At 65.0% G+C, this 24,170-nt stretch carries 23 protein-coding genes and 1 other RNA gene; 9 read left to right on the plus strand and 15 right to left on the minus strand.

The genetic code is table 11. The features are described 5' to 3' along the window. Positions 1-59 precede the first annotated feature (59 nt). The 4 genes from ISF28_RS12980 to groES all read right to left on the minus strand — a co-directional run bounded on the left by ISF28_RS12980 (position 60) and on the right by groES (position 3,166). Complete coding sequence (locus ISF28_RS12980) at positions 60-509, minus strand: hypothetical protein (protein WP_198117602.1); 450 nt, start codon at positions 507-509, stop codon at positions 60-62. Positions 510-658: 149 nt separating this feature from the next. Continuing rightward, the gene (locus tag ISF28_RS12985) at positions 659-1,075 is read right to left on the minus strand and encodes a hypothetical protein (RefSeq protein ID WP_198117603.1); all 417 of its coding nucleotides are present in this window, start codon (positions 1,073-1,075) and stop codon (positions 659-661) included. 113 nt (positions 1,076-1,188) lie between these two features. Further along, a complete protein-coding gene (gene groL, locus ISF28_RS12990; protein WP_198117604.1) occupies positions 1,189-2,835 on the minus strand; it encodes a chaperonin GroEL in 1,647 nt (548 codons plus the stop codon). A gap of 40 nt (positions 2,836-2,875) precedes the next feature. Then, positions 2,876-3,166 carry a co-chaperone GroES gene (gene groES / locus ISF28_RS12995; protein WP_056130611.1) on the minus strand — a complete coding sequence of 97 codons (291 nt, stop codon included), beginning with the start codon at positions 3,164-3,166 and terminating at the stop codon, positions 2,876-2,878. 366 nt (positions 3,167-3,532) lie between these two features. Between groES and ISF28_RS13000 the strand changes: the two genes are divergently transcribed. From ISF28_RS13000 to ISF28_RS13015, 4 genes are all read left to right on the plus strand, one after another. Further along, on the plus strand, positions 3,533-3,760 hold the full coding sequence (locus ISF28_RS13000; protein ID WP_198117605.1) for a hypothetical protein: 228 nt from the start codon (positions 3,533-3,535) through the stop codon (positions 3,758-3,760). Next, entirely contained in the window at positions 3,757-4,068 is a 312-nt protein-coding gene (locus ISF28_RS13005; protein ID WP_198117606.1) for a cell division protein ZapA, read from the plus strand. Before ISF28_RS13000 ends, ISF28_RS13005 begins: the two co-directional genes overlap by 4 nt. 44 nt (positions 4,069-4,112) lie before the next feature. Beyond that, a non-coding RNA gene (ssrS, locus tag ISF28_RS13010) (6S RNA) lies at positions 4,113-4,293 on the plus strand. Between the two features lie 70 nt (positions 4,294-4,363). Then, positions 4,364-4,825, plus strand: coding sequence for an EVE domain-containing protein (locus ISF28_RS13015; RefSeq protein ID WP_198117607.1), 462 nt, complete (start codon positions 4,364-4,366; stop codon positions 4,823-4,825). An 82-nt stretch (positions 4,826-4,907) separates the two neighbouring features. Here the strand turns inward: ISF28_RS13015 and lgt are convergent, their stop codons facing one another. Together lgt and ISF28_RS13025 are read right to left on the minus strand one after the other, a co-directional pair. Further along, the gene (gene lgt / locus ISF28_RS13020; protein ID WP_198117608.1) at positions 4,908-5,723 is read right to left on the minus strand and encodes a prolipoprotein diacylglyceryl transferase; all 816 of its coding nucleotides are present in this window, start codon (positions 5,721-5,723) and stop codon (positions 4,908-4,910) included. A gap of 1 nt (position 5,724) precedes the next feature. Further along, entirely contained in the window at positions 5,725-6,612 is an 888-nt protein-coding gene (locus tag ISF28_RS13025) for a LysR family transcriptional regulator (protein WP_198117609.1), read from the minus strand. Positions 6,613-6,736: 124 nt separating this feature from the next. On the opposite strand from ISF28_RS13025, the gene ilvD reads away from it, so the two are divergent. Continuing rightward, positions 6,737-8,422: a dihydroxy-acid dehydratase gene (gene ilvD, locus ISF28_RS13030; protein WP_198117610.1), complete on the plus strand. Its 1,686-nt coding sequence runs from the start codon at positions 6,737-6,739 to the stop codon at positions 8,420-8,422. Between the two features lie 262 nt (positions 8,423-8,684). On the opposite strand, the gene ISF28_RS13035 is transcribed toward ilvD, so the two are convergent. Further along, entirely contained in the window at positions 8,685-8,909 is a 225-nt protein-coding gene (locus ISF28_RS13035; RefSeq protein ID WP_198117611.1) for a TIGR04438 family Trp-rich protein, read from the minus strand. Between the two features lie 174 nt (positions 8,910-9,083). On the opposite strand from ISF28_RS13035, the gene ISF28_RS13040 reads away from it, so the two are divergent. Further along, the gene (locus ISF28_RS13040; protein ID WP_198117612.1) at positions 9,084-9,398 is read left to right on the plus strand and encodes a c-type cytochrome; all 315 of its coding nucleotides are present in this window, start codon (positions 9,084-9,086) and stop codon (positions 9,396-9,398) included. A gap of 76 nt (positions 9,399-9,474) precedes the next feature. Here ISF28_RS13040 and ISF28_RS13045 read toward each other — a convergent pair whose 3' ends face one another. The 6 genes from ISF28_RS13045 to folD all read right to left on the minus strand — a co-directional run bounded on the left by ISF28_RS13045 (position 9,475) and on the right by folD (position 15,365). Continuing rightward, entirely contained in the window at positions 9,475-10,611 is a 1,137-nt protein-coding gene (locus ISF28_RS13045) for a branched-chain amino acid ABC transporter substrate-binding protein (protein ID WP_198117613.1), read from the minus strand. Between the two features lie 158 nt (positions 10,612-10,769). Continuing rightward, complete coding sequence (locus ISF28_RS13050) at positions 10,770-11,138, minus strand: DUF2486 family protein (protein ID WP_198117614.1); 369 nt, start codon at positions 11,136-11,138, stop codon at positions 10,770-10,772. Next, a complete protein-coding gene (locus ISF28_RS13055; RefSeq protein WP_198117685.1) occupies positions 11,135-11,560 on the minus strand; it encodes a DNA polymerase III subunit chi in 426 nt (141 codons plus the stop codon). The genes ISF28_RS13050 and ISF28_RS13055 overlap by 4 nt, the downstream gene beginning before the upstream one ends. Positions 11,561-11,568: 8 nt before the next feature. Then, a complete protein-coding gene (locus tag ISF28_RS13060) occupies positions 11,569-12,243 on the minus strand; it encodes a glutaredoxin family protein (protein WP_229519055.1) in 675 nt (224 codons plus the stop codon). Positions 12,244-12,253: 10 nt separating this feature from the next. Next, entirely contained in the window at positions 12,254-14,356 is a 2,103-nt protein-coding gene (locus ISF28_RS13065; RefSeq protein ID WP_198117615.1) for a M3 family metallopeptidase, read from the minus strand. 151 nt (positions 14,357-14,507) lie between these two features. Then, entirely contained in the window at positions 14,508-15,365 is an 858-nt protein-coding gene (gene folD / locus ISF28_RS13070) for a bifunctional methylenetetrahydrofolate dehydrogenase/methenyltetrahydrofolate cyclohydrolase FolD (RefSeq protein WP_198117616.1), read from the minus strand. Between the two features lie 315 nt (positions 15,366-15,680). Here folD and aceE point away from each other — a divergent pair, with 315 nt between their 5' ends. From aceE to lpdA, 3 genes are all read left to right on the plus strand, one after another. After that, positions 15,681-18,377, plus strand: coding sequence for a pyruvate dehydrogenase (acetyl-transferring), homodimeric type (gene aceE / locus ISF28_RS13075; protein ID WP_198117617.1), 2,697 nt, complete (start codon positions 15,681-15,683; stop codon positions 18,375-18,377). Positions 18,378-18,452: 75 nt separating this feature from the next. Next, complete coding sequence (gene aceF / locus ISF28_RS13080) at positions 18,453-19,790, plus strand: dihydrolipoyllysine-residue acetyltransferase (protein WP_198117618.1); 1,338 nt, start codon at positions 18,453-18,455, stop codon at positions 19,788-19,790. 9 nt (positions 19,791-19,799) lie between these two features. Continuing rightward, entirely contained in the window at positions 19,800-21,605 is a 1,806-nt protein-coding gene (lpdA, locus tag ISF28_RS13085; protein ID WP_198117619.1) for a dihydrolipoyl dehydrogenase, read from the plus strand. A 66-nt stretch (positions 21,606-21,671) separates the two neighbouring features. On the opposite strand, the gene ISF28_RS13090 is transcribed toward lpdA, so the two are convergent. Both ISF28_RS13090 and ISF28_RS13095 read right to left on the minus strand, forming a co-directional pair. After that, a complete protein-coding gene (locus ISF28_RS13090) occupies positions 21,672-22,703 on the minus strand; it encodes a S41 family peptidase (RefSeq protein WP_198117620.1) in 1,032 nt (343 codons plus the stop codon). A gap of 439 nt (positions 22,704-23,142) precedes the next feature. After that, positions 23,143-24,168, minus strand: coding sequence for an FAD:protein FMN transferase (locus ISF28_RS13095; RefSeq protein WP_229519056.1), 1,026 nt, complete (start codon positions 24,166-24,168; stop codon positions 23,143-23,145). Positions 24,169-24,170 lie beyond the last annotated feature (2 nt).

A 24,170-nucleotide genomic window follows, 5' to 3' on the forward strand; every position in this document is an offset into this window, starting at 1 on the left:
TGTTTTTGCAATAAAAATGCAAATCCTAGCTGAAGTAATTCATTTAGTCCATTGTCCTGTCAACCCGACTTCAACTCGATGTTGCGGATGCTGCGCCGCCATTCGGACAGCGATTGCACGGTGTCATTGTCCACGTCTTCGACGAGGATTTCGTCGCCCTGGTGCGCGACGAGGAAGCTGGCGCGGCGGTGCACGTCCTGCTTGCGGTCTTCCACGAAGCTCAGCTGGTAATACTGTTTGCCGTCGATGACGCGCGGGTTCGGGTCGTCCTCGATGACGGCGCCGTGGGCCGCGCCGTGCGAGCGCTTTTCGATCTGTTCCGACCACGTCTTGAGTTCCGGCAGCGCCATCAATTCGGCGATCGCCTGGTCGCGCGTGCGCGTGGGCGCGGCCGGTGCCTGGACGGCGGCCGGCTTCGGCGGCGCCGCCGGCTTTTCGCCTTTGCAGGCGGCGAGCGCAACCAGGGCGAGGAGGGTGACGCTCAGCAGGCGGATGGGGCGTGCGGACATAGTGGCTCGGCGCAAGGGAAAGAGCCAGTCTAAACCAAGTGGTGTTGCCCGGCAACTTGGCGGACATTGAAGAACGCGCACCGAAAAACCGGTGGCGAACCGGGGGCGACAGCGCGCACGCTGGCCGTGCTCCGGCCGCCTCGGCGGCGTCAGTCCTTGACCTGCAAGCCGTGCTCGGCGCACCAGCGGCGCAGCGCCGCCTTCGTTTCCTCGCCGCGGAACTGCTGCCAGGACGCGGTGGCGCCGCGCGCGTCGAGCAGGCGCGCGAAGCCGTCGATGTCGTTGGCGTCGACCAGGGCGCGGACGGCGGCCTGGTCGTCCGCCAGGTGCGCGGCCGCGAAGCGGAACACCAGCGGGTCGCCGATGCCCAGCTGGCTGGCCGGCGGCACGACGACGTAGTCATGGCCCCCGGCGCCGTCCGGGTCGGCCGGCACGGGCGCTTCCTCGTCCATGTAATCGTCGTTGAGAAGGTGGATCATGCCCGTCGCGCGCGCGACGAGCGCCTTGGCACCGTCGTCGACGACCAGGGCCGCGTGTTCGAGTTCGTCCAGTCTGACTGCCGCCATGTTGCCTCCGTGTCGGTCGATGCCGCCAGTATGCAGCGCTTGCGCGCGGGGCGCAAACGAAAAGCCCGCAGGGCGCGAACCCTGCGGGCTTTCGGTACGACGGGTACGGCGTATTACATCATGCCGTCCATGCCCATGCCGCCCATGCCACCCATGCCGCCCATGCCGCCTGTGGCCGGCTTGTCTTCGACGACTTCCGAAACCATGCAGTCGGTGGTCAGCATCAGGCCGGCGATCGACGCTGCGTTCTGCAGTGCCGAGCGGGTGACCTTGGCCGGATCCAGCACGCCCATTTCGACCATGTCGCCATAGGTGCCGTTCGAGGCGTTGTAGCCGTAGTTGCCCTGGCCGTTGATGACCGCGGCGACGACGACCGACGGCTCTTCGCCGGCGTTCTGGACGATCATGCGCAGCGGCTCTTCCATCGCGCGCAGGACGATCTTGATGCCGGCTTCCTGGTCCGGGTTGTCGCCTTTCACTTGCAGTGCGGCGCGGGCACGCAGCAGGGCCACGCCGCCGCCCGGGACGATGCCTTCTTCGACGGCAGCGCGGGTGGCGTGCAGCGCGTCTTCCACGCGTGCTTTCTTCTCTTTCATTTCGACTTCGGTCGCGGCACCGACGCGGATCACGGCAACGCCGCCGGCCAGCTTGGCCACGCGCTCTTGCAGTTTTTCACGGTCGTAGTCCGAGGTCGCTTCTTCGATCTGGATGCGGATCTGCTTGACGCGGCCTTCGATGGCTTCGGCCTGGCCGGCACCGTCGATGATGATGGTGTTTTCCTTGCCGACTTCGACGCGCTTGGCCTGGCCCAGTTCGTTCAGCGTGACCTTTTCCAGGGTCAGGCCGACTTCCTCGGCGATCACCTGGCCGCCGGTCAGGATGGCGATGTCTTCCAGCATGGCCTTGCGACGGTCGCCGAAGCCCGGGGCCTTGACGGCGACGGTCTTCAGGATGCCGCGGATGTTGTTGACGACCAGGGTCGCCAGCGCTTCGCCTTCGATGTCTTCGGCGACGATCACCAGCGGACGGCCGGCCTTGGCGACTTGCTCCAGCACCGGCAGCAGATCACGGATGTTCGAGATCTTCTTGTCGCACAGCAGGATGAACGGGTTCTCGTGGACGGCGACTTGCTTGTCCGGGTTGTTGATGAAGTACGGCGACAGGTAGCCGCGGTCGAACTGCATGCCTTCCACGATGTCCAGCTCGTCGTTCAGCGACTTGCCGTCTTCGACGGTGATGACGCCTTCCTTGCCGACTTTTTCCATCGCCTCGGCGATGCGCTCGCCGACGGACGAATCCGAGTTGGCCGAGATCGTACCGACTTGCGCGATCTCTTTCGAGGTCGTGGTCGGCTTGGCGATCTTCTTCAGTTCTTCGACGGTGGCGGCGACGGCCTTGTCGATGCCGCGCTTCAGGTCCATCGGGTTCATGCCGGCGGCCACGAACTTCATGCCTTCGCGCACGATGGCTTGTGCCAGCACGGTCGCGGTGGTGGTGCCGTCACCGGCGTTGTCGCTGGTTTTCGACGCGACTTCCTTGACCATCTGCGCGCCCATGTTCATGAGCTTGTCTTTCAGCTCGATCTCTTTGGCGACCGAGACGCCGTCCTTGGTGACGGTCGGGGCGCCGAACGAACGCTCGAGCACGACGTTGCGGCCTTTCGGGCCCAGGGTGACTTTGACGGCGTTGGCCAGGATGTTGACACCCTCGACCATCTTGGCGCGCGCTACGTCGCCGAACACTACATCTTTAGCTGCCATGTTTTATTTCTCCGATTTCAGGAAAGTGTGTTGGACTGGATTACTGGGCCACGACGGCCATGATGTCTTCTTCGCGCATGACCAGCAGCTCTTCGCCGTTGACCTTGACGGCCTGGCCCGAGTACTTGCCGAACAGGACGCGGTCGCCGACTTTCACTTCCAGCGGACGAACGTTGCCGTTCTCTTGCACTTTGCCGTTGCCCACGGCAAGCACCTCACCCTGGTCCGGCTTCTCAGCGGCCGCATCGGGGATGATCAGGCCGGACGCAGTTTTGGTTTCCTGGTCGAGACGCTTCACGATCACGCGATCGTGCAATGGGCGAAGGTTCATGCAAAACTCCTTTTAGTTGATTTGACAGGCTATTCCCAAGACCCCGGCCGGCCATCCTGAAGATCGACCGGCCGTGGCGTAGAAAGGTTTGTTAGCACTCTCTACTAACGAGTGCTAATTATAGGGACGATAATTTGGCATTTCAAGCCACTGTGCTCGGGTTTTCACGGACTTTTTTGTGGCTGCGCAACCGGCTGGACCGGTTTGGGACAATGCGGACGCGCACCGCGTGGCCATGCCCGGCGGTGGTTGATGAGTGCATAATCCAGCGAGGGTAACACCGATCCGCGCGGACGGGGCGCACGATCGGGAGCACGCGAACGCGCGCCTGTTGACGAAAAATTCAAGACGATCCTATAGTTACGGATGATTTCCGAATTCCAAGACCTCTCCGATAAGATCGACCGGCTCGCCCAGTTGACCCAGGCGCTGCGCAGCGAGAATTATTTGCTGCATCAGGCGAACGCCTTGCTCAGCGCGGAAAACGTCGACTTCAAGAACCGGCTGATCGCGGCCCAGCAGCGCGTCGAAGCGCTGCTGTCGCACCTCGAACCCGCTCCCGAAACCTCCGACGACACCGAGGCCACGCAATGATCCAGCTGGACGTGAACATCATGGGCCAGCCGTATCGCCTGGCCTGCCGCGACGGCGAAGAGAAGACGCTGCGCGAAGCCGTGGCCTATCTGGACGGCAAAATGTGCGCGCTGCGCGACTCGGGCAAAGTCAGGGGCACGGACCGCATCGCCGTGATGGCGGCGCTGTCGGTGGCGGCCGAATTCCTGTCCGTGAAAGCGCCGCAAGGCCCGTTGTCGGACATGACGATCCTGGAAGTCAAGCAAAAACTCGAGGCGATGCACACGGTGTTGGATGCCGCGCTTGCGCCGGCCGAAAATCCGGCCTGAACCCAAAAACGTTTGACATGTCCGGCCATCGTAGTAAACTGCCGTCTACCCTGCGGTGTTCGAGATTTGCCATATATTCCTTGAACCATTCTTTCGCATAGGTTGTGGAACATGTTTGGTGGGCGCGATCGTCGCTAGTCCGACGAACCCGAAACTGAGCTGACCGCGACCACCTTGAGCCGTCAGGTTCGGGATGCCGGCAGAAACGGCACAGGCGGGGAAATAATCCAAAGCGGTTGCGTACGAAATGTTCGCAGCCGCTTTTTCATTCGTGCTGCCGCTTGGAGACCCGCGCATGCGCTACTGGTTGATGAAATCCGAACCCGATGAAGTGAGTTTCGCCGACGTGCTCGAAGCGCCCGGCAAGACGGTCGCCTGGTTCGGCGTGCGCAACTACCAGGCCCGCAATTTCATGCGCGACCAGATGCAGGTCGGCGACGGCGTGCTGTTCTACCACTCCAGCTGCGCCGTGCCGGGCGTGGCGGGTGTCGCGAAGGTCGCCGGCGGGCCGTATCCGGATGCGTCGCAATTCGACGCGGACAGCCATTATTTCGATCCGAAGGCGACGCGCGAGCAGCCGCGCTGGATTTCCGTCGACGTGACGGCGGTGGCGGAAGGGCGTTACCTGCCGCTGACCGAGATGCGCGGGGTGCCGGCGCTGGAGGACATGGTGCTGCTGCAGAAGGGCAGCCGGCTGTCGATTTCGCCGGTCACCCAGGGGCAGTGGGACAAGGTATTGGAGCTGATGGGCGTGTGAATGGTGGGCACGGGGTGCCCACCCTACGGTATGTCACGCGTAGGGTGGGCGCCCTGCGCCCACCAAAACGTTCGCGCGATCGTTACGCGTGCACGGTCCGCCGCTTGTTCGCGTCCGAATACGCCCACCCGAGCATGATGAGCCCCGCCACGATCATCGGCAGCGACAGCACCTGCCCCGACGTGATGGGCATCCCCATCACATGCGTTTCCCAATCCGGCACGCGGAAGTACTCCGTGAAGAAGCGCGCGCAGCCGTACAGCAGCGTGTACAGCGCACCGACCGCGAGGCGCGGGCGCGGCTTGCGGGCGAACAGCCACATGATGATGAACACGAGGATGCCGTCGACGAGCATCTGGTACAGCGGCGACGGATGGCGCGGGCCTTCCACGCCCGGCCAGATCATCGCCCACGGCAGGTTCGGATCGGCCAGGCGGCCCGGCAGTTCCGCGTTGATGAAGTTACCGAGGCGCCCGCACGCATAGCCGATGGGGACCATGGGTGCGATGAAATCGTAGACGTCGAGCAGGTTGCGGCCGCGCTTCCTGGCCCACAGCGCCATCGCGATCAGCACGCCGAGGAAGCCGCCGTGGTAGGACATGCCGCCGTGCCACGTCATGAAGATCTCGGCCGGATGCGAGAAATAGAAGTCGGGGCGGTAGAACAGCACTTCGCCGAGGCGCCCGCCGATCACCACGCCCAGCATGCCGTAGAACAGCATGTCGTCGAGGTCGCCGTAGGTCCAGCCTTGCGCCTGGACGTGGGCCTGCGTCTTGATGCGCACGCGGCCCAGCAGGATGAACAGGGCGAAGGCGATCACGTACATGATCCCGTACCAGTGGATCTGGACGGGGCCGATGCTGAAAGCGACCGGATTCGGTTGCGGATGAACGAGCATATTAAATAGTCCTCAATAGTTCCAGGAAGCCCCTGAGCACCGGCGAAGGATTGTCGCGGCGCCATGCGATGCCGGTCTCGACCAATGGGGTCGCGTCGGCGAGGGCACGGTATTCTACGCCCGGCCGCATCAGGTTCGACACCGATTGTGGCACAAGTGCCAGCCCCATGCCTGCGGATACCAGGCTGACGATGGTTTGCATCTGGATCGCCTGCTGGCCGATGGCCGGCGTGATGCCGGCGCCGCGGAAGCACGACAGGATGGCGTCGTGCAGCGCCGGCGAGATCTCGCGCGGAAAAATGATCAACGGCAGAGGGGGCAGGTTGCGCAGGGCGACGGCGCCCTTCCTGCGCAGCAGGCCCGTGGGCGCGCACAGGATCAGCGGCTCGTCCAGCACCTTCATGTAATCCAGTTCGGCGCGCGCGCGGTCGGGCAGCGGGGGGATCAGCAAACCCGCGTCGATGCGCCCGCGCAGCAGTTCGTCGACCTGCACGTCCGACGTCGCTTCCTGCAGCGCGAGCTGTACGCCCGGATAGCGTTCGCTGTAGCGGCGCAGGAAAGGCGGCAGCACGCTGTAGTCGGCCGACGTGATGAACGCGAGGGCCAGCCGGCCCGCCTCGCCGCTGGCCGCGCGCCGCGCCAGGTCGGGCAGCAGCGCGGCTTCGAGCAGGATGCGGCGGGCTTCCGGCAGCAGGGCGCTGCCGGCCGGCGTCAGCGCGACCGTGCGCCGGTTGCGCAGGAACAGCGCTGTGCCCAGGCCATCCTCCAGCGCGGCGATGGCCTGCGACAGCGGCGGCTGCGTCATGTGCAGGCGCGCGGCGGCGCGGCCGAAATGCAATTCCTCGGCCACGGTGACGAAGTAGCGCAGCTGGCGCAATTCCACGTTCATCGATATGGGTGATGGGTCTGTGATTCGCGTAGCATATCAGAAGCACGCGTGAGTGCCCATTTGACGCGGGCGGGGCCGCGCGGCATGCTGGAAAAATCGTCCCATCAGGAGCCAGGAGCCGACCATGTCCGATCAAGCGCGCTACAACCGCCGTTCCCGCCACGTGACCGAAGGCGTCGCCCGCAGCCCGAACCGCTCGATGTATTACGCGATGGGCTACCGCGAGGCCGATTTCGACAAGCCGATGATCGGCGTCGCCAACGGCCATTCCACGATCACCCCCTGCAATTCCGGCCTGCAGAAACTGGCCGACGTGGCCATCGCCACCATCCGCGACGCGGGTGCGAATCCGCAGGTGTTCGGCACGCCGACCATTTCCGACGGCATGTCGATGGGGACGGAGGGCATGAAGTATTCGCTGATCTCGCGCGAGGTGATCGCCGACTGCATCGAGACGTGCGTCAACGGCCAGTGGATGGACGGCGTCGTCGTGATCGGCGGCTGCGACAAGAACATGCCGGGCGGGATGATCGCGCTGGCGCGCACGAACGTCCCCGGCATCTACGTCTATGGCGGCACCATCAAGCCGGGGCACTGGAAGGGCAAGGACCTGACCATCGTATCCGCGTTCGAGGCCGTGGGCGAATTCACGGCGGGGCGCATGAGCCGGGAAGACTTCGACGGCATCGAGCGCAACGCCTGCCCGTCGTCCGGCTCGTGCGGCGGCATGTACACGGCCAATACGATGTCGTCGTCGTTCGAGGCGCTCGGCATGTCGCTGCTGTACTCGTCGACGATGGCCAATCCGGACGACGAGAAAGTGGAGTCCGCGGCGCAGTCGGCGCGCGTGCTCGTGGACGCCGTCAAGCGCGACCTGAAGCCGCGCGACATCATCACGCGCCGCTCCATCGAAAACGCGGTCGCGCTGATCATGGCGACGGGCGGCTCGACGAACGCCGTGCTGCACTACCTCGCCATCGCGCACGCGGCCGAGGTGGAGTGGACCATCGACGATTTCGAGCGCGTGCGCCGCCGGGTCCCCGTGATCTGCAACCTGAAGCCGTCCGGCGAATACGTCGCGACGGACCTGCACCGGGCGGGCGGCATCCCGCAAGTCATGAAGCTGCTGCTGGACGCCGGCCTGCTGCACGGCGACTGCATCACCATCACGGGCCGCACGCTGGCCGAGGAACTGGCGCACGTGTCGTCCGTGCCGCCGGCCGGGCAGGACGTCATCCGCCCGCTGGACCGCGCGCTGTACGACGAAGGGCATCTGGCGATCCTGAAGGGAAACCTGTCGCCGGAAGGCTGCGTGGCCAAGATCTCCGGACTGAAAAATCCGGTGATCACGGGGCCCGCGCGCGTGTTCGACGACGAGTACGGCGCCATGGACACGATCCTCGCCAACCAGATCAACCCGGGCGACGTGCTCGTGCTGCGCTACCTGGGGCCGCGCGGCGGTCCGGGCATGCCGGAGATGCTGGCGCCGACGGCGGCGCTGATCGGCAAGGGGCTCGGCGAATCGGTGGGACTGATCACGGACGGCCGGTTTTCCGGCGGCACCTGGGGCATGGTCGTGGGCCACGTGACGCCGGAAGCGTTCGAGGGCGGCACGATCGCGCTCGTGCGGGAAGGGGATTCGATCACGATCGACGCGCACCGCCAGCTGATCCAGCTGAACGTGCCGGACGACGAAATCGCCCGCCGCCGCGCAGCCTGGGTGCGCCCGGCGCCGCGCTACGCCCGCGGCGTCCTGGCCAAGTTCGCAGCCCTGGCCCAGCCCGCCAGCAAAGGCGCCGTCACCTGCTGAAAAATTCGCGGTCAAAATTCGGGGTCAGAGCATTTTTTTCGCTAATTCGGGGTCAGAGCACAGTTTCGTGCAATAGCCGGAGCACACTTCGCCGACGCGCACATGGCTGTATTGCCCTCGCTTCTTGCCGGGAAGCCCGTCTCGTTTGCCGTCTTGCGGTCGCAATTTGGGCAGGAACAATTGCGCAAAAAAGTGCTCTGACCCCGAATTTGTGCTCTGACCCCGAATTTGGGTTCGATGGCGTGCTAAGCTGCCGGGAGCGTCATTTGCGCTTGCCGAAGCTTTGCTTCACGCGCTCCTTGCGCCGCTTGCCGTCGAGGTCGTGGGCCTTGCGTTTGTCCAGGCCCAGCATCTTTTCGATGAATTCGAACCAGATGAAGGCGACCACCATCAGGCCGACGATCCACCACCAGGACAGCCCGGCAAAGCGCCAGACCTCGAAGAAGCGCAGGACGACGAGGACGAGGATCAGGAGGATCAGGGGCATTTGGTATTCCTTTCAAGCGGCCATGTTACAACAGAAGTGCCGTAAAGCAACGGAATCCTGCCAACTGGTCAACCACAATCTGTATCATCCGTTACTGAATATGTCCATGCCACTGTAGGCCGGGAAACACGATAGAATCGATATTAGAAGAATCCCCAAACTGGAGAATAAGTGATGAAACGTACCGTGATGTTGTTTGCTGCAGTTTCTGCCCTGGCTTCCACCGGCGCCTTCGCGCAGGACGCGGCCGCGCTGGCGAAATCGAAGAATTGCCTGGCTTGCCACTCCGTGCAATCCAAGCTGGTCGGCCCGGCCTACAAGGACGTCGCCGCCAAATACGCCGGCCAGAAAGATGCCGAAAACAAACTGGTCGCGAAGGTCATGAAGGGCGGTTCGGGTGTCTGGGGTCCGGTCCCGATGCCGGCCAACCCGCAGGTCACCGAAGCGGAAGCCCACACTCTGGTCAAGTGGGTCCTGTCGCAGAAATAATTGCTGCTGACCGAAAAAAACCGAAAAAAAAACGCGCCGTGCTTGAGCCGGCGCGTTTTTTATTGAGTCGCCGGAATCAGCGGATGACGTCCAGCTTCGTCCGCTTGCCGCCCCGGTAGGTGTACAGCGTCAGCGCGCCGTCCTTGATGTCGCCGTTCGCGTCGAACTGGATCGTGCCCGTCACGCCCTCGTACTTGATGTTCTTGAGGACCGGCAGGTATTTGGCCGGATCGGCCGACCCGGCGTCGTGCATGGCCTTCGCCATCACCATCACGGAGTCGTAGACATACGGCGCGTACAGCTGCACGTCCATATTGAATTTCTTCTTGTAGCGGGCGCGGAAGTCTTCCATCACCTTCTCTTGCGGACCTTTGACGCCACCCGCTTCCGCGCAATACACGCGGCCGTCGACGAGGCCGTCGCCGGCCAGGCGGCCCAGCGCGTCCGTGCACATGCCGTCGCCGCCCATGAACAAGGCCGTGATGCCGAGCGCCTTCATCTGCTTGAGCATCGGCCCCGCGACGGAATCCATGCCGCCGAAGAAGATCAGGTCCGGCTTCTTGGCCTTGATCGACGTGAGAATGGCCGTGTAGTCGGTGGCCGTGGCGCTCGTGAATTCGCGGCCGACGACCTTGATGCCCGGCTTCCTGAGGCCTTTCACGAACTCGTCCGCCACACCCTGGCCGTACGTCGTGCGGTCGTCGATGATGGCGATGTTTTTCGCGTGCAGCGTGCCGATGGCGTACTTGCTCAGCGCGCTGCCCAGCTTGGCGTCGCTGGCGACGACGCGGAACGCGCCCGGGAAGTGCTGGCGCGTGTAGACGGGCGCCGTCGTGGCGGGCGAGATCTGCACGATGCCGGCGTCGTTGTAGATTTTCGACGCGGGCACGGTGGTGCCGGAATTCAGGTGGCCGATGACGCCGTTGACCTTGGCGTCGACCAGCTTCTGCGCGACCGCCGTGCCCTGCTTGGGATCGGCGCCGTCGTCTTCGGAAATCAGTTGCAGCGTGGCCTTGTGGCCGTTCAGCGTGAAGCCTTTCGCGTTGATCTCGTCGACCGCCATGCGCGCGGCGTTCTCGTTGTCCTTGCCGAGGTGGGCGCTGGGACCGGAAATCGGCGCGACGTGGCCAATTTTGACGACCTGTTGCGCGCCGGCCGTGCCCGCGAAGGCGAGGGCGATGGCGAAGGGGATGAGTTTCTGAGTGACCTGCATGTTCTCTCCAGGAAGGAATAGGGCAGCTTGATGCCGCATGTTGTGTGCGCAGGGCAAAGTTACCCTAATTTATCGCCGGCGCAAAGGGTTCCGGCACAGAGCGTTGACGATGCACGCCGCCGGCGCGGCCGTGCCCGCAAACCGTGCGTCCGGCCCGCTCAGTTGCGCGTGCGCAGATGCGCCAGCTCCTGCGCGACGGCGCGCGCGACGACTTGCTCGACGGTCACCTGCAAGCCGTCGCGCAATTCCGTCGCCAGCCGCGTCACCACGTGGTCCAGCACGGGGGCCATGCTGGTGCGGACCTGGTCCTCCAGCACGAGTTCGACGCGGTCCTGCAAGCGGTCGAGCACGCGCGCGACGATGCGTTCCTCGAGCGCATGCCACGCCTCGTCGTCGAGCGCGCCGGAGGGCGGTTCGGCGCCGGCCGCCGGGGCGGGGACGTCGGCGGCGGCAGGCGCGGGCGCGGTCTCGGCCACGACTTCGGTCAGGACCGGGATGCTTTCGTCGTTGAAGGGAACATCGCTCATGACTGGCCCGCCACGAAGTGCGTCAACGGATACGATTGCTTCTTGTATGCGACGTAGCGCGCGCGGCCGGCGGCGGCGTCTTCCTCGTCCGTCGAGATGATTTCGAACACGCGCGCAAACCGCTCGAAGCCGGCCGGCGTGCGGCGCGTGAGGTTCACGAGCATGTCGCGGTGCGGCAGCTCGACCTGTTCGTCGGCCGTGACGATCACGGGCGTCTCCGGCGCCAGCGGATCGCCGGCCATCACGTGCGGGATGAAGTCGGTGCCGGACAGCGTCCACAGCGCCTCGTTCAGGGCGTCGGCCTGGGCCGGGCTGTCGGCCAGCAGGACGAGCTTCGCGTGCGCCGCGTACGCCTTGCGCGCGAGGCGGCAGGCGTAGCCGAGCTTGTCGGGGATGTTGGTGTGGAAGTCGATCCGGGTCATGGAAGTCATCAGAACTGGAAGTCCGGTGGCGATTTTTTCGGCTGGGGTTGCTGTCTGGGTTGCTGCCGCCCGGCTTGCGCGGCGGCCGCGTCCGGCGCCGGTGCCACCGGCACGCGCGGCGGCGGCGCCGGCAAGCTGGCCGGGGCGGCCGCTTCGGCGGCGCCCGTCCGGTAGCCCGGCGGCAGCATCGCCTCCCGTGGATAAGACGCCGAATCGAGCGCTTCGTTCCACGCGGCGGCCGCAAAGCCCGTCACCTGGCGGCGGCCGACGACGAGCAGCGGCAGCTCGTCCTTGCCACCGATGCCGTGCAGCGCCTGCCGGTCTTCCGGCGTGGTCACGGTCTTTTCCGCGAACGGGATGCCGCGCGCGCGCAGCAGGGCGCGGCCCTGGTCGCAGGCGTCGCAGTGCGCCGTCGTGTACAGGGTCACCGGATGGAGTTTCACGGCGCGCGCCAGTTCGTACGGCAGCGCCGGCGCCGCGTCGGGCCGGCCGTCCGCCTGCAGCACACTGGCCTGGCCCCGCGCGGGCGGCGTGTCGCTGTAATGCGTGACGCCGGCCGCGTCCTTCCACTTGTACATCCGGTCCTGGGCGACGGCGCCGGCGGCGCAGGCCGCGACGAGCGCGGCCAGGACGAGCATGCCGGCCTGCCGTCCCGCCCGATGTGCGCCGTGCTTCGGCATCATCTCCGTTCCGTCAAGACTGCATGCCGTTGTGGCGCAGCAGTGCGTCGATCGTCGGTTCGCGGCCGCGGAAGGCCTTGAACGATTCCAGCGCGGGGCGCGAACCGCCCACGGCCAGGATCTCGCGGTGGAAGCGCTTGCCCGTTTCGTCGAGCAGTTGGCCGCCGCCCGCTTCGACGGCTTCCTCGAACGCGGCATACGCGTCCGCCGACAGCACCTCGGCCCATTTGTAGCTGTAATAGCCGGCCGCGTAACCGCCCGCGAAGATGTGCCCGAACGAATGCTGGAAGCGGTTGAACGACGGCGGAATCAGCACGGAGAACTTGTTGCGCACCTCGTCGACGAGGTTCTGCACCGTCTGCTGGCTGTTCGGGTCGAAGTCGTAGTGCAGGTGCATGTCGATCAGCGAGAACTCGACCTGGCGCAAGGTCTGCATGCCGGACTGGAAGTTCTTCGCCGCGAGCATCTTGTCGTACAGGGCGCGCGGCAGCGGTTCGCCGGTCTTCACGTGCGCCGTCATGCCTTGCAGGACGTCCCACTCCCAGCAGAAGTTTTCCATGAACTGCGAGGGCAGCTCGACGGCATCCCATTCCACGCCCGAGATGCCGGACACGGACAGCTCGTCCACTTCCGTCAGCATGTGATGCAGGCCGTGGCCGAATTCGTGGAACAAGGTCGTTACCTCGTCGTGCGTGAACAGCGACGGTTGCAGCTTGCCGTTCATGTCCGCCACCGGCGGCGTGAAATTGCAGGTTAAATAAGCGATCGGCGTCTGCACGATGCCGCCCGTGGTGAGCCGGCGGCCGCGCGCGTCGTCCATCCACGCGCCCTGGCCTTTGCCCGGACGGGCGTACAAGTCGAGATAGAACTGGCCGACAAGTTGAGTACCTGAGTGGCCGCTCTTTTCGATGCGGAAGAAGCGCACGTCCGGATGCCACACGGGCGCGTCGTCGGGCGCGATCGTCACGTCGAACAACTTGGAGATCAGGCCGAACAGGCCGGCGACGACCTTCGGTTCCGGGAAGTATTCCTTCACTTCCTGGGCGGAGAACGCGTAGCGCTTCTCGCGCAGCTTTTCCGACGCATAGGCCACGTCCCACGCCTGCATGTCGGCGATGCCCAGTTCGTCCTTGGCGAATGCGCGCAGCTCGGCCAGGTCTTTTTCGGCGTACGGACGGGCGCGGCGCGCGAGGTCTTCCAGGAACTCGATCACGTGTTCCGGCGTCTCGGCCATCTTCGGTTCCAGCGAGACGTGGGCGAAGCTCCGGAAGTCGAGCAGCTTCGCTTCCTCGTCGCGCAGTTTCAGGAGCTGGGCGATGTTGCCCGTGTTGTCCCACTTCTCCAGCTCGGAGAACACGGCGCCCATCTCGGACGCCTTGGTGGCGTTGGCGCGGTAGATCTGTTCGCGCAATTCCCGCTTGTCGGCGAATTGCAGGATCGGGAAATAGGACGGGAAGTGCAGGCTGAATTGCCAGCCCGTCTTGCCGTCGCGCTCGGCCGCAGCGCGCGCGGCAGCCTTCACGTCGTCCGGCAGGCCGGACAGGTCGGCTTCGTCCGTGACGAGCAATTTATAGTCGTTGGTCGCGTCCAGCACGTTTTCCGAGAAGCGCGTGGACAATTTGGCCTGCTCTTCCTGGATCTCGGCGAAGCGTTCCTTCTGCTTTTCCGGCAGCTCGGCGCCGCCCAGGCGGAAGTCGCGCAGGGCGTTCTCGACGATGCGCTTGCGCGCGGGCGACAGGTTCGCGAAGTCGGCGCTGGCGCGCAGCTGCTTGTATTTGTCGAACAGCGCCTCGTTCTGGCCCAGCTCCGTCCAGAACTCGGTGATCTTCGGCTGGTTCTCGTTGTAGGTGGCACGCAGCTCGGGCGTGTCCATCACGTGGTTCAGGTGGTTGACGACGCCCCAGGCACGGCCGAGGCGTTCCGTCGCTTCCTCGAGCGGGACGACGAAGTTGTCCCAGGTGACGCTGCCTTGCGCGGGCGCCTCGGCCTGACGCACGGCCGCGCGCGCGTCAAGGATCAGTTGCTCGATCGCGGGCGTGACGTGTTCCGGGCGGATCAGGTCGAACCGGGGCAAGCCCGAGAAGTCGAGGAGGGGATTGGTCGTTTCGGTCGTCATGGTTCGCTTCCTTGTGTATTCAATCTCACCGCCATCTTACCCGGGGCCGGCCGAATTCGGGCATTCACGAACGCGTAGGGTGGGCACCCTGTGCCCACCATGTGTTTGCAGTCCGCATGCGTTTGGTGGGCACGGGGTGCCCACCCTACAGTCAGCTACGTTTCGCGACGCGCTCGGCCGACTCCACAGTATTCATGAGCAGCATCGTGATGGTCATCGGCCCCACGCCGCCCGGCACCGGGGTGACGTGGGACGCGACTTCCTTGACGCTGTCGAAGTCGACGTCGCCGCACAGTTTGCCTTCATCGTTGCGGTTGATGCCCACGTCGATCACGATGGCGCCCGGCTTGACCATGTCGCCCGTCAGCGTGTTGCGGCGGCCGACGGCCGCGACGACGACGTCCGCCTGGCGCGTGTGGTAGCCCAGGTCCGGCGTACCGCTATGGCAGATGGTGACGGTGGCGTTCTGTTGCAAGAGCAGCAGCGCCATCGGCTTGCCGACCGTGTTGCTGCGGCCGATGACGACGGCGTGCTTGCCGCGCAGGTCGACGCCGGTCGTCTCGATCAGCTTCATGCAGCCGTACGGCGTGCACGGGCGGAAGCCTTCCAGGCCGGCCATCAGTTCGCCGGCGGAAAGCACCGAGTAGCCGTCCACGTCCTTGCTGGTGGCGATGGCTTCGATGACCTTCGAGGCGTCGATGTGCTTGGGCAGCGGCATCTGCACGAGGATGCCGTGGATGGCCGGGTCCGCGTTCAGCGCGGCGATCCGGTCGAGCAGGGCTTGTTCCGGGAAATCGGCCTCGTATTTTTCCAGCACCGAATGAAAGCCCACGTCGCCGCAGGCCTTGACCTTGTTGCGCACGTAGACGTGGCTGGCCGGATCGTCGCCGACGATGATCACGGCCAGGCCGGGCTGGTGGCCGCTGGCGGTAAGGGCGGCGGTGCGGGCGGCGATGTCGGCGCGCAGTTGCTGGGAAAGTTTGACTCCGTCGATCAGTTGGGCGGTCATGATGGGACTCGTGTGCTGGACAAAAACGAAATTATAAGCGCGGCAAGGTGTCACGCGGGGTATCGCGCGCCGCCTGGCGGCATTCGTCGTCATATTTATAGACGTGCCTGTACCGGGCGGGTGGCCGCGAAACCCGCATGCCATGCGCTCCGCATGGACCTCTTACCGCATTATGAAATTGAATATCATATTTTGAAAATTGCGTGCTCCGCTGGTAGAATCGTCGGGCTTTTATCAAGGGATAGACTTTTCGCCACCAAACGTCCGTGACGAATTCAGGATCGGGTGGGGCACCACACTCAAGGAGACGTAGCAATGTCAGCTCAACTCGACCAGTTGACGGCACAAGCCGCCAACGACCCGGATACGCTCGAGACCAAGGAATGGCTCGACGCGCTTGAAGCGGTCATCGAATTCGAAGGTACCGATCGCGCGCACTACCTGCTGGAGCGCCTCGTCGATCTGGCGCGCCGCCGCGGCGCCCACGTTCCGTTCTCGAGCAACACCGCCTACGTGAACACGATCCCGGCCCACCTGGAAGCGCACTGCCCGGGCAACCTGGAATACGAAGAGCGCCTGCGCTCGTGGATGCGCTGGAACGCGATGGCGATGGTCGTCAAGGCCAACCGCTTCGACGGCGACCTGGGTGGCCACATCTCGTCGTTCGCCTCGCTGGCGAACATGCTGGGCATCGGCTTCAACCACTTCTGGCACGCCCCGACCGAAGACCACGGCGGCGACCTGCTGTACATCCAGGGCCACTCGTCGCCCGGCATCTACGCGCGCGCCTTCCTGGAAGGCCGCCTGACCGAAGACCAGCTGCTGCACTTCCGCCAGGAAGTGGGCGGCAAGGGCCTGTCCTCGTACCCGCACCCGAAACTGATGCCGGACTTCTGGCAGTTCCCGACCGTGTCGATGGGCCTGGGCCCGATCATGGCGATCTACCAGGCGCGCTTCCTCAAGTACCTGGAAGCCCGCGGCATCGCCAAGACCGACAACCGCAAGGTCTGGGTCTTCTGCGGCGACGGCGAGATGGACGAGCCGGAATCGATGGGCGCGATCGGCATGGCCGCGCGCGAAAAGCTCGACAACCTCGTCATGGTCATCAACTGCAACCTGCAGCGCCTGGACGGCCCGGTGCGCGGCAACGGCAAGATCATCCAGGAGATGGAAGCCGATTTCCGCGGCGCCGGTTGGAACGTCGTCAAGGTCATCTGGGGCCCCGGCTGGGACGCCCTGCTGGCCAAGGACAAGGACGGCATCCTGCAGCGCGTGATGATGGAAACCGTCGACGGCGAATACCAGAACTACAAGTCGAAGGACGGCGCGTACGTGCGCAAGCACTTCTTCGGCAAGCACCCCGAGCTGCTGAAGATGGTCGCCAACATGACCGACGACGACATCTGGCGCCTGACCCGCGGCGGCCATGACCCGCACAAGATCTACGCCGCCTTCAAGAACGCCCAGGAGAACAAGGGTTCGCCGACCGTCCTGCTGGTGAAGACCGTCAAGGGCTTCGGCATGGGCAAGTCGGGCGAGGCGCGCAACACGGCGCACCAGACCAAGAAGCTGGACGACGAGGCGATCCGCGAAATGCGCGACCGCTTCGCGATCCCGATCCCGGACGACAAGCTGCCCGAGATCCCGTTCTTCAAGCCGTCCGACGACGCGCCCGAGATGAAATACCTGCACGAGCGCCGCAAGGCCCTCGGCGGCTACCTGCCGCAGCGCCGCGAGCAGACCGACGAAAAGCTGCCGGTGCCGCCGCTGGCGACGTTCAAGGCCGTCACCGATCCGACCGCGGCCGGCCGCGAGATCTCGACGACGCAAGCCTACGTCCGCACGCTGACCACGCTGCTGAAGGACCAGAACCTGGGCCAGCGCATCGTCCCGATCCTCGTCGACGAATCGCGTACGTTCGGCATGGAAGGCCTGTTCCGCCAGATCGGCATCTTCAACCAGGAAGGCCAGTTGTACGAGCCGGTCGACAAGGACCAGGTGATGTACTACCGCGAAGACAAGGCGGGCCAGATCCTGCAAGAGGGTATCAACGAAGCGGGCGGCATGTGCTCGTGGATCGCCGCGGCGACGTCGTACTCGACGAACAACCGCGTGATGATCCCGTTCTACACGTACTACTCGATGTTCGGCCTGCAGCGCGTGGGCGACCTGGCCTGGCTGGCCGGCGACATCCGCGCCCGCGGCTTCCTGATGGCCGGCACGGCCGGCCGCACGACGCTGAACGGCGAGGGCCTGCAGCACGAGGACGGTCACAGCCACATCATCGCGGCGACCATCCCGACCTGCGTCCCGTACGACCCGACCTATGCGCACGAAGTGGCGGTGATCATCCAGAACGGCCTGCACCGCATGGTGGAGAAGCAGGAGGATGTGTTCTACTACATCACCATCATGAACGAGAACTACGAGCAGCCGGGCCTGAAGGAAGGCCAGGAAGAGGGCATCCTGAAGGGCATGTACCTGTTCCAGGAAGGCGACAAGTCTGCGAAACAGCGCGTGCAGCTGATGGGCTCCGGCACCATCCTGCGCGAGTCCGTGTTCGCCGCCGAGCTGCTGAAGAACGACTGGGGCGTCGCCGCCGACGTGTGGTCGTGCCCGTCGTTCACGCTGCTGGCCCGCGACGGCCAGGACGCCGACCGCTGGAACATGGTGCACCCGACCGAAGCGCCGCGCCTGCCGTACGTGACCCAGCTGCTGCAGGGCACCGAAGGCCCGGTCGTCGCGACGACCGACTACATGCGCCTGTTCGCCGAGCAGATCCGCGGGTATATCCCGAGCGGCCGCACGTACAAGGTCCTGGGCACCGACGGCTTCGGCCGTTCGGACACCCGCGCCAAGCTGCGCGAGTTCTTCGAGGTGAACCGTTACTACATCACGGTCGCCGCGCTGAAGTCGCTGGCCGAGGAAGGCAAGATCGACGTGAAGGTGGTGGCGGACGCGATCGCCAAGTACGGCATCGATCCGAACAAGCCGAATCCTGTGACCCAGTAATGCTCTGAGCCTGTCGCCCCTGCCCGTGCGGGGGCGACGCATGACTGAGCTGACAATAATACGGAGCTAACAAAGATGAGCATTGTGGAAGTCAAAGTCCCCGACATCGGTGACTTCAAGGAAGTCGAAATCATCGAGCTGCTGGTCAAGCCGGGCGACACCATCAAGGTCGACCAGTCGCTGATCACGGTGGAATCGGACAAGGCCAGCATGGAAATCCCGTCCAGCCATGCGGGCGTCGTGAAGGAAATGAAGGTCAAGGTCGGCGACAAGGTCGGCGAAGGCTCGCTCGTGCTGCTGCTCGAGGAAGCGGCCGGCGCCGCGCCGTCGGCACCGGCCGCGGAAGCCGCGCCGGCACCCGCCGCCGCACCGGCTCCGGCCGCCGCGCCGGCACCGGCGCCTGCCGCCGCACCCGCCCCGGCCCCGGCACCTGCCGCGGCACCGGCGGCGAGCGCAGCAGCGGCTGCCGGCCCGGCACCGAGCTTCTCGACCGCCCACGCGTCGCCGTCCGTGCGCAAGTTCGCGCGCGAACTGGGCGTCGACCTGAACCAGGTGAAGGGTTCCGGTCCCAAAGGCCGCATCACCCAGCAGGACGTGCAGGGCTTCGTCAAGGCCGCGCTCACCGCCGGCCCGACCGCGGCACCGGCCGGTGCGGGCGGCGGCGCAGGCATGAACCTGTTGCCGTGGCCGTCGCTGGACTTCTCCAAGTTCGGCGAAACGGAAGCCCAGCCGCTGTCGCGCATCAAGAAGATCTCCGGCCCGAACCTGCACCGCAACTGGGTCATGATCCCGCACGTGACGCAGTTCGAGGAAGCCGACGTGACCGACCTGGAAGCGCTCCGCGTCGATTCGAACGCCGCCTACGCCAAGGCCAAGTCGCCGGTCAAGCTGACCATGCTGGCCTTCGTGATCAAGGCTTCCGTCGCCGCGCTGAAGAAGTTCCCGAACTTTAACGCGTCGCTGGACGAACCCAACGGCCAACTGATCCTCAAGAAGTACTACAACATCGGCTTCGCGGCCGACACCCCGAACGGCCTCGTCGTCCCGGTCATCAAGGACGCCGACAAGAAGTCCGTGTCGCAGATCGCCACCGAAATGGGCGAGCTGTCGGCGCAGGCGCGCGAAGGCAAGCTGTCCCCGGCGAACATGCAGGGCGCGACCTTCACGATCTCGTCGCTGGGCGGCCTGGGCGGCACCGCGTTCACCCCGATCATCAACGCGCCGGAAGTCGCGATCCTGGGCCTGTCCAAGTCCTCGATGAAACCGGTGTGGGATGGCAAAGCCTTCCAGCCGCGCCTGATGCTGCCGCTGTCGCTGTCGTTCGATCACCGCGTGATCGACGGCGCCGCCGGCGCCCGCTTCACGACCTACCTGGCCGATGTCCTGGCCGACCTGCGCAAGACGCTGCTGTAAGGAGAGCCCATGAGCACCGTTGAAGTCAAAGTCCCCAACATCGGCGATTTCAAGGACGTCGAGATCATCGAGCTGATGGTCAAGCCCGGCGACACCATCAAGGTCGACCAGTCGCTGGTCACCGTCGAATCGGACAAGGCCAGCATGGAGATCCCGTCGACCCATGCCGGCGTCGTGCAGGAACTGAAGGTCAAGGTCGGCGACAAGGTGAGCGAAGGCTCGCTGCTGCTGACCGTCGATGAAGCCGGCGCAGGCGCTTCGGGCGGGGCGCCTGCGCCGAGCGCCGCCGCGGCCCCGGCTCCGGCGGCCGCACCCGCCGCTCCGGCGCCGGCCGCAGCACCCGCCGCACCGGCAGCACCGATCCCGAACGCGGCCAGCTACACCGGCCCCGTCGACATCGAATGCGAGATGATGGTGCTGGGCGCCGGTCCCGGCGGCTACTCGGCCGCGTTCCGCTCGGCCGACTTAGGGCTGAACACCGTCCTCGTCGAGAAGTACGCCACCTTGGGCGGCGTGTGCCTGAACGTGGGCTGCATCCCGTCCAAGGCGCTGCTGCACGTGGCGCACATCATGGACGAGACGGCGCACATGGCGGACCTCGGCGTGTCGTTCGCCAAGCCGGACGTCGACATCGACAAGCTGCGCGCCTACAAGGACAAGGTCATCAAGACGATGACCGGCGGCCTGGCCGGCATGGCCAAGTCGCGCAAGGTCAATGTCGTGCAGGGCGTCGGCAAGTTCCTGAGCCCGAACCACATCGAAGTGACCGGCGCCGACGGTGCCAAGAAGGTCGTCGCATTCCAGAAGGCGATCATCGCGGCCGGTTCGGCCGTGGTAAAACTGCCGTTCGTGCCGGAAGACCCGCGCATCGTCGATTCGACCGGCGCGCTGGAACTGCGCCAGGTGCCGAAGCGCATGCTCGTCATCGGCGGCGGCATCATCGGCCTGGAGATGGCGACCGTGTACTCGACCCTGGGCGCGCGCATCGACGTCGTCGAGATGATGGATGGCCTGATGCAGGGCGCGGACCGCGAGGCCGTCAAGGTCTGGCAGAAGTTCAACGCGCACCGCTTCGACAACATCATGTTGAAGACCAAGACTGTCGGCGTGGAAGCGCTGCCGGAAGGGATCAAGGTCACGTTCGAAGCCGCCGAGGCGGGCCAGCCGGCGCCAAGCGCGCAGGTCTACGACCTCGTGCTGGTGGCCGTGGGCCGCAGCCCGAACGGCAAGAAGATCGGCGCGGAAGCCGCCGGCGTCGCGGTCACCGACCGCGGCTTCATCCCGGTGGACGGCCAGATGCGCACCAACGTGCCGCACATCTTCGCCATCGGCGACCTGGTGGGCCAGCCGATGCTGGCGCACAAGGCCGTGCATGAAGCCCACGTCGCCGCCGAAGCCGCGCACGGCGAGAAGGCCTTTTTCGACGCGAAGGTGATCCCGTCGGTCGCGTACACCGATCCGGAAGTGGCATGGGTCGGCCTGACGGAAGACGAGGCGAAAGCGAAGGGCGTCAAGGTCGAGAAGGGCCACTTCCCGTGGGCCGCCTCGGGCCGCGCCGTCGCCAACGGCCGCTCGGAAGGCTTCACGAAGCTGCTGTTCGATGCCGAGACCCACCGCATCATCGGCGGCACGATCGTCGGCACGAACGCCGGCGACATGATCGGCGAGATTGCGCTGGCCATCGAGATGGGCGCGGACGGCGTGGACATCGGCAAGACGATCCACCCGCACCCCACGCTGGGCGAATCGATCGGCATGGCGGCAGAAGCCTACGAAGGCGTCTGCACCGACTTGCCGCCGCCGCGCAAGCGTTGATGTAAGCGCTGTCCGTCGTAACAAGCCGGGACCCTGCGTCCCGGCTTTTTTATGCCGGATCCACGGTCAATTCGTTCCCTGAAGCCGGCGCTGCAGCATGTCCTTCGCCACCGCAAGCGCCCGGTCCGGCGTCGCTGCGACATCCGGTTGGACGCCCACGCCCTCCCAGTTGGTGTGGGTGATGGGACTGATGGTGCGTGCACTGGGTATCGCGGCGAAAAAATGGTCGGCAAGGCGGAAGGGACGCGTGGGGTGGGCGCCGCCCCAGGTCCGCTCGCCGATCAGCGTGGCGCGTTTCAGCGCCTGCATCGTGTAGGCGAAGTCTTCGCCGGCCGACATCGTGCCGGGGCTCGTCAGGATCAGGACCGGCTTCTTGCCGCCATAGCGCTTGCCGTCCAGCTGATCGACCGTCCAATGCGGCGTGGAGACACCGGTATCGCGATCCCAGATGTCGTTGAGGCGCGTGCGTTCGTCGACGAAATAGCTGACCAGTAAAGCCACCCCGTCCGGTGCGCCGCCGTGGTTGTTGCGCAGGTCGATGATCAGGCCGTCGGTGTCGGCGAGCTTGTCCATCGCCGCCGCATATTTGGCGGCCACAAGGAAGGGCGGCGGGAAGCCGGAAAGGTCGAGGTAGCCGATCCTGGAGCCCAGGTGATCGACTTTTTCCACCCCGAGGTTGGACGCGAGGATACGCTTGCGCGCCTCAGGGGGCGCGATGCGTTCCCACTCGGCCAGCGTCGTGGGGCGCGGCCCGATGTCACGCTCGGGCTGCACCAGCCCGGAGTCGAATCCCACGAATATATGCTTGTCATGAAGGACGTCGGCAACATCGGCCGTCAGCTGTTTTGCCAGCTGTTCGCCATCCGTGATCCCATCGTACTTGCCCTCGCGCTGGCGCTGGTGCAGGACCGCGCCGACCTGCCTGGCCTTGTCGGGAAAGACATAGTGATCGTTCAGCTTTGCCACGAGCGTATCGATTGCCTCCACGCGCATCGCGCTGTCGACAGCAATCGGGGGCGGCGGCTCGGGCGTGGCGGCACAGGCGCCGAGCGTGGTGAACAGCAGCAGACACGGTACGACGATCCATTTCTTTTTCATTTGTTTCCTTTGGCGGTGTGTAGGAAATGACGACTTCATCGCAAGGGTAATGAAGCGGGATGAGCGTAGCATAAAAATTACCATTTGATAGTAATATCTTTGGCAATCACCCATCCTGCATACCGAATGGTAAGTTGATGCTGCGGATGCAGCCTTGGACCCGGCCGAGGGCCCCATCGTGGCCTTCAAGATGCGGCATCGCGTTTAACTGTGACAAACAGCGCATTTCTTGATTTCACAGTCTGCCAACCTGTCGCCCGGACGATAGGCAGTGCTTGAGCATCGAATGGAGAAATGCATGCGTAATCTGAAAAACGCGCCGTGGAAGGGCATGGCGATATTCCTGGGTGTCATGTCCTTGACGGCGTGCGATTCGTACAAGGCGCCGAGAACCAAGGCTTGGTAACGGGGAAGCGGGCAACGCCCCCCGGTGGCTTGGCTATCTCGCCGCCATGCGCGCCTGCATGGCCGGCGTCATCTCGACCTTCCGGTCCGCGCCGATCAGCATGACCTCCTGCAAGCCGAGATGGTGCGCCATATCTCGCCAGTGCCGCAGCCCGGCGATGAAGAGCGGCTTCGAATTGCCGTCGGAGCGCAGGCCGACGTCGGCGCCGCCGGAGACGAGGATCGTGACCGATGCCACCAGGTCGACCGTCTGTCCGGTGCGCGGATCGATGATGTGCGGATGGCGCTTGCCGTCCTTCATGAAATAACGCTGGTAGTCGCCGCTGGTGCCGATCGCTTCGTTGTCGTGCAGTTCCACGCTGGCGACGGTGCCGTCGCCGCGCGGGTCGCGGATGCCGACTTTCCACGGCCGCGCGCCCGGTTGGCCGATGGCGATGATGTTGCCGCCGGTGTTGACGAGCGCCGCCTTCACGTGCGCGGCGCGCAGGATCTGCGCGGCGCGGTCGAGCGCGTATCCCTTGGCATAGCCGCCGAGGTCGATCATCACGGCCTTGTTCCTGCTCGAGATGCGCGTGCCGTCGAACACGAGGTCCGTCATGCGCGGATTGGCGTCGACCCAGCGGCGGATCTCTTGCGGCGCCGGGCCGTGTTCCGTGATGTCGCTGCTCTGGAAGCCCCACAGCCGGATCAGGTGACCGATGGCGGGATTGAACATGCCGCCGGACTGTTCGGACAGGGCGGTCGCCGATTTCAGCAGGTCGACCAATTCGGCATCGGCCTGGAAGGTTTCGCCGCGCGCGATCGCATCGTTCAGCGCCGTCAACTGGCTCGGCTGCCATGCATGCAGCTTGCGGTGCAGGCGGTCGAATTCGCGCAGGACCTCGTCGCCGAGCGCCTGGGCGCGCTGCTCGGATTCGCCGTAGATGCTGACCTCGACCTGCGTGCCGAACACATGGCCCTGGACACGGTAGACCGCATCGTTCGGGCGACAGCCCGGCAACAGGGCCAGCAGCACCAGCACCGCCGATATCAACATTCCCAGCCGGACGGTCGCCTTCATGA

It is taken from the genome of Massilia rhizosphaerae, from assembly GCF_016093545.1.
Taxonomy (GTDB): Bacteria; Pseudomonadota; Gammaproteobacteria; order Burkholderiales; family Burkholderiaceae_D; genus Telluria; species Telluria rhizosphaerae.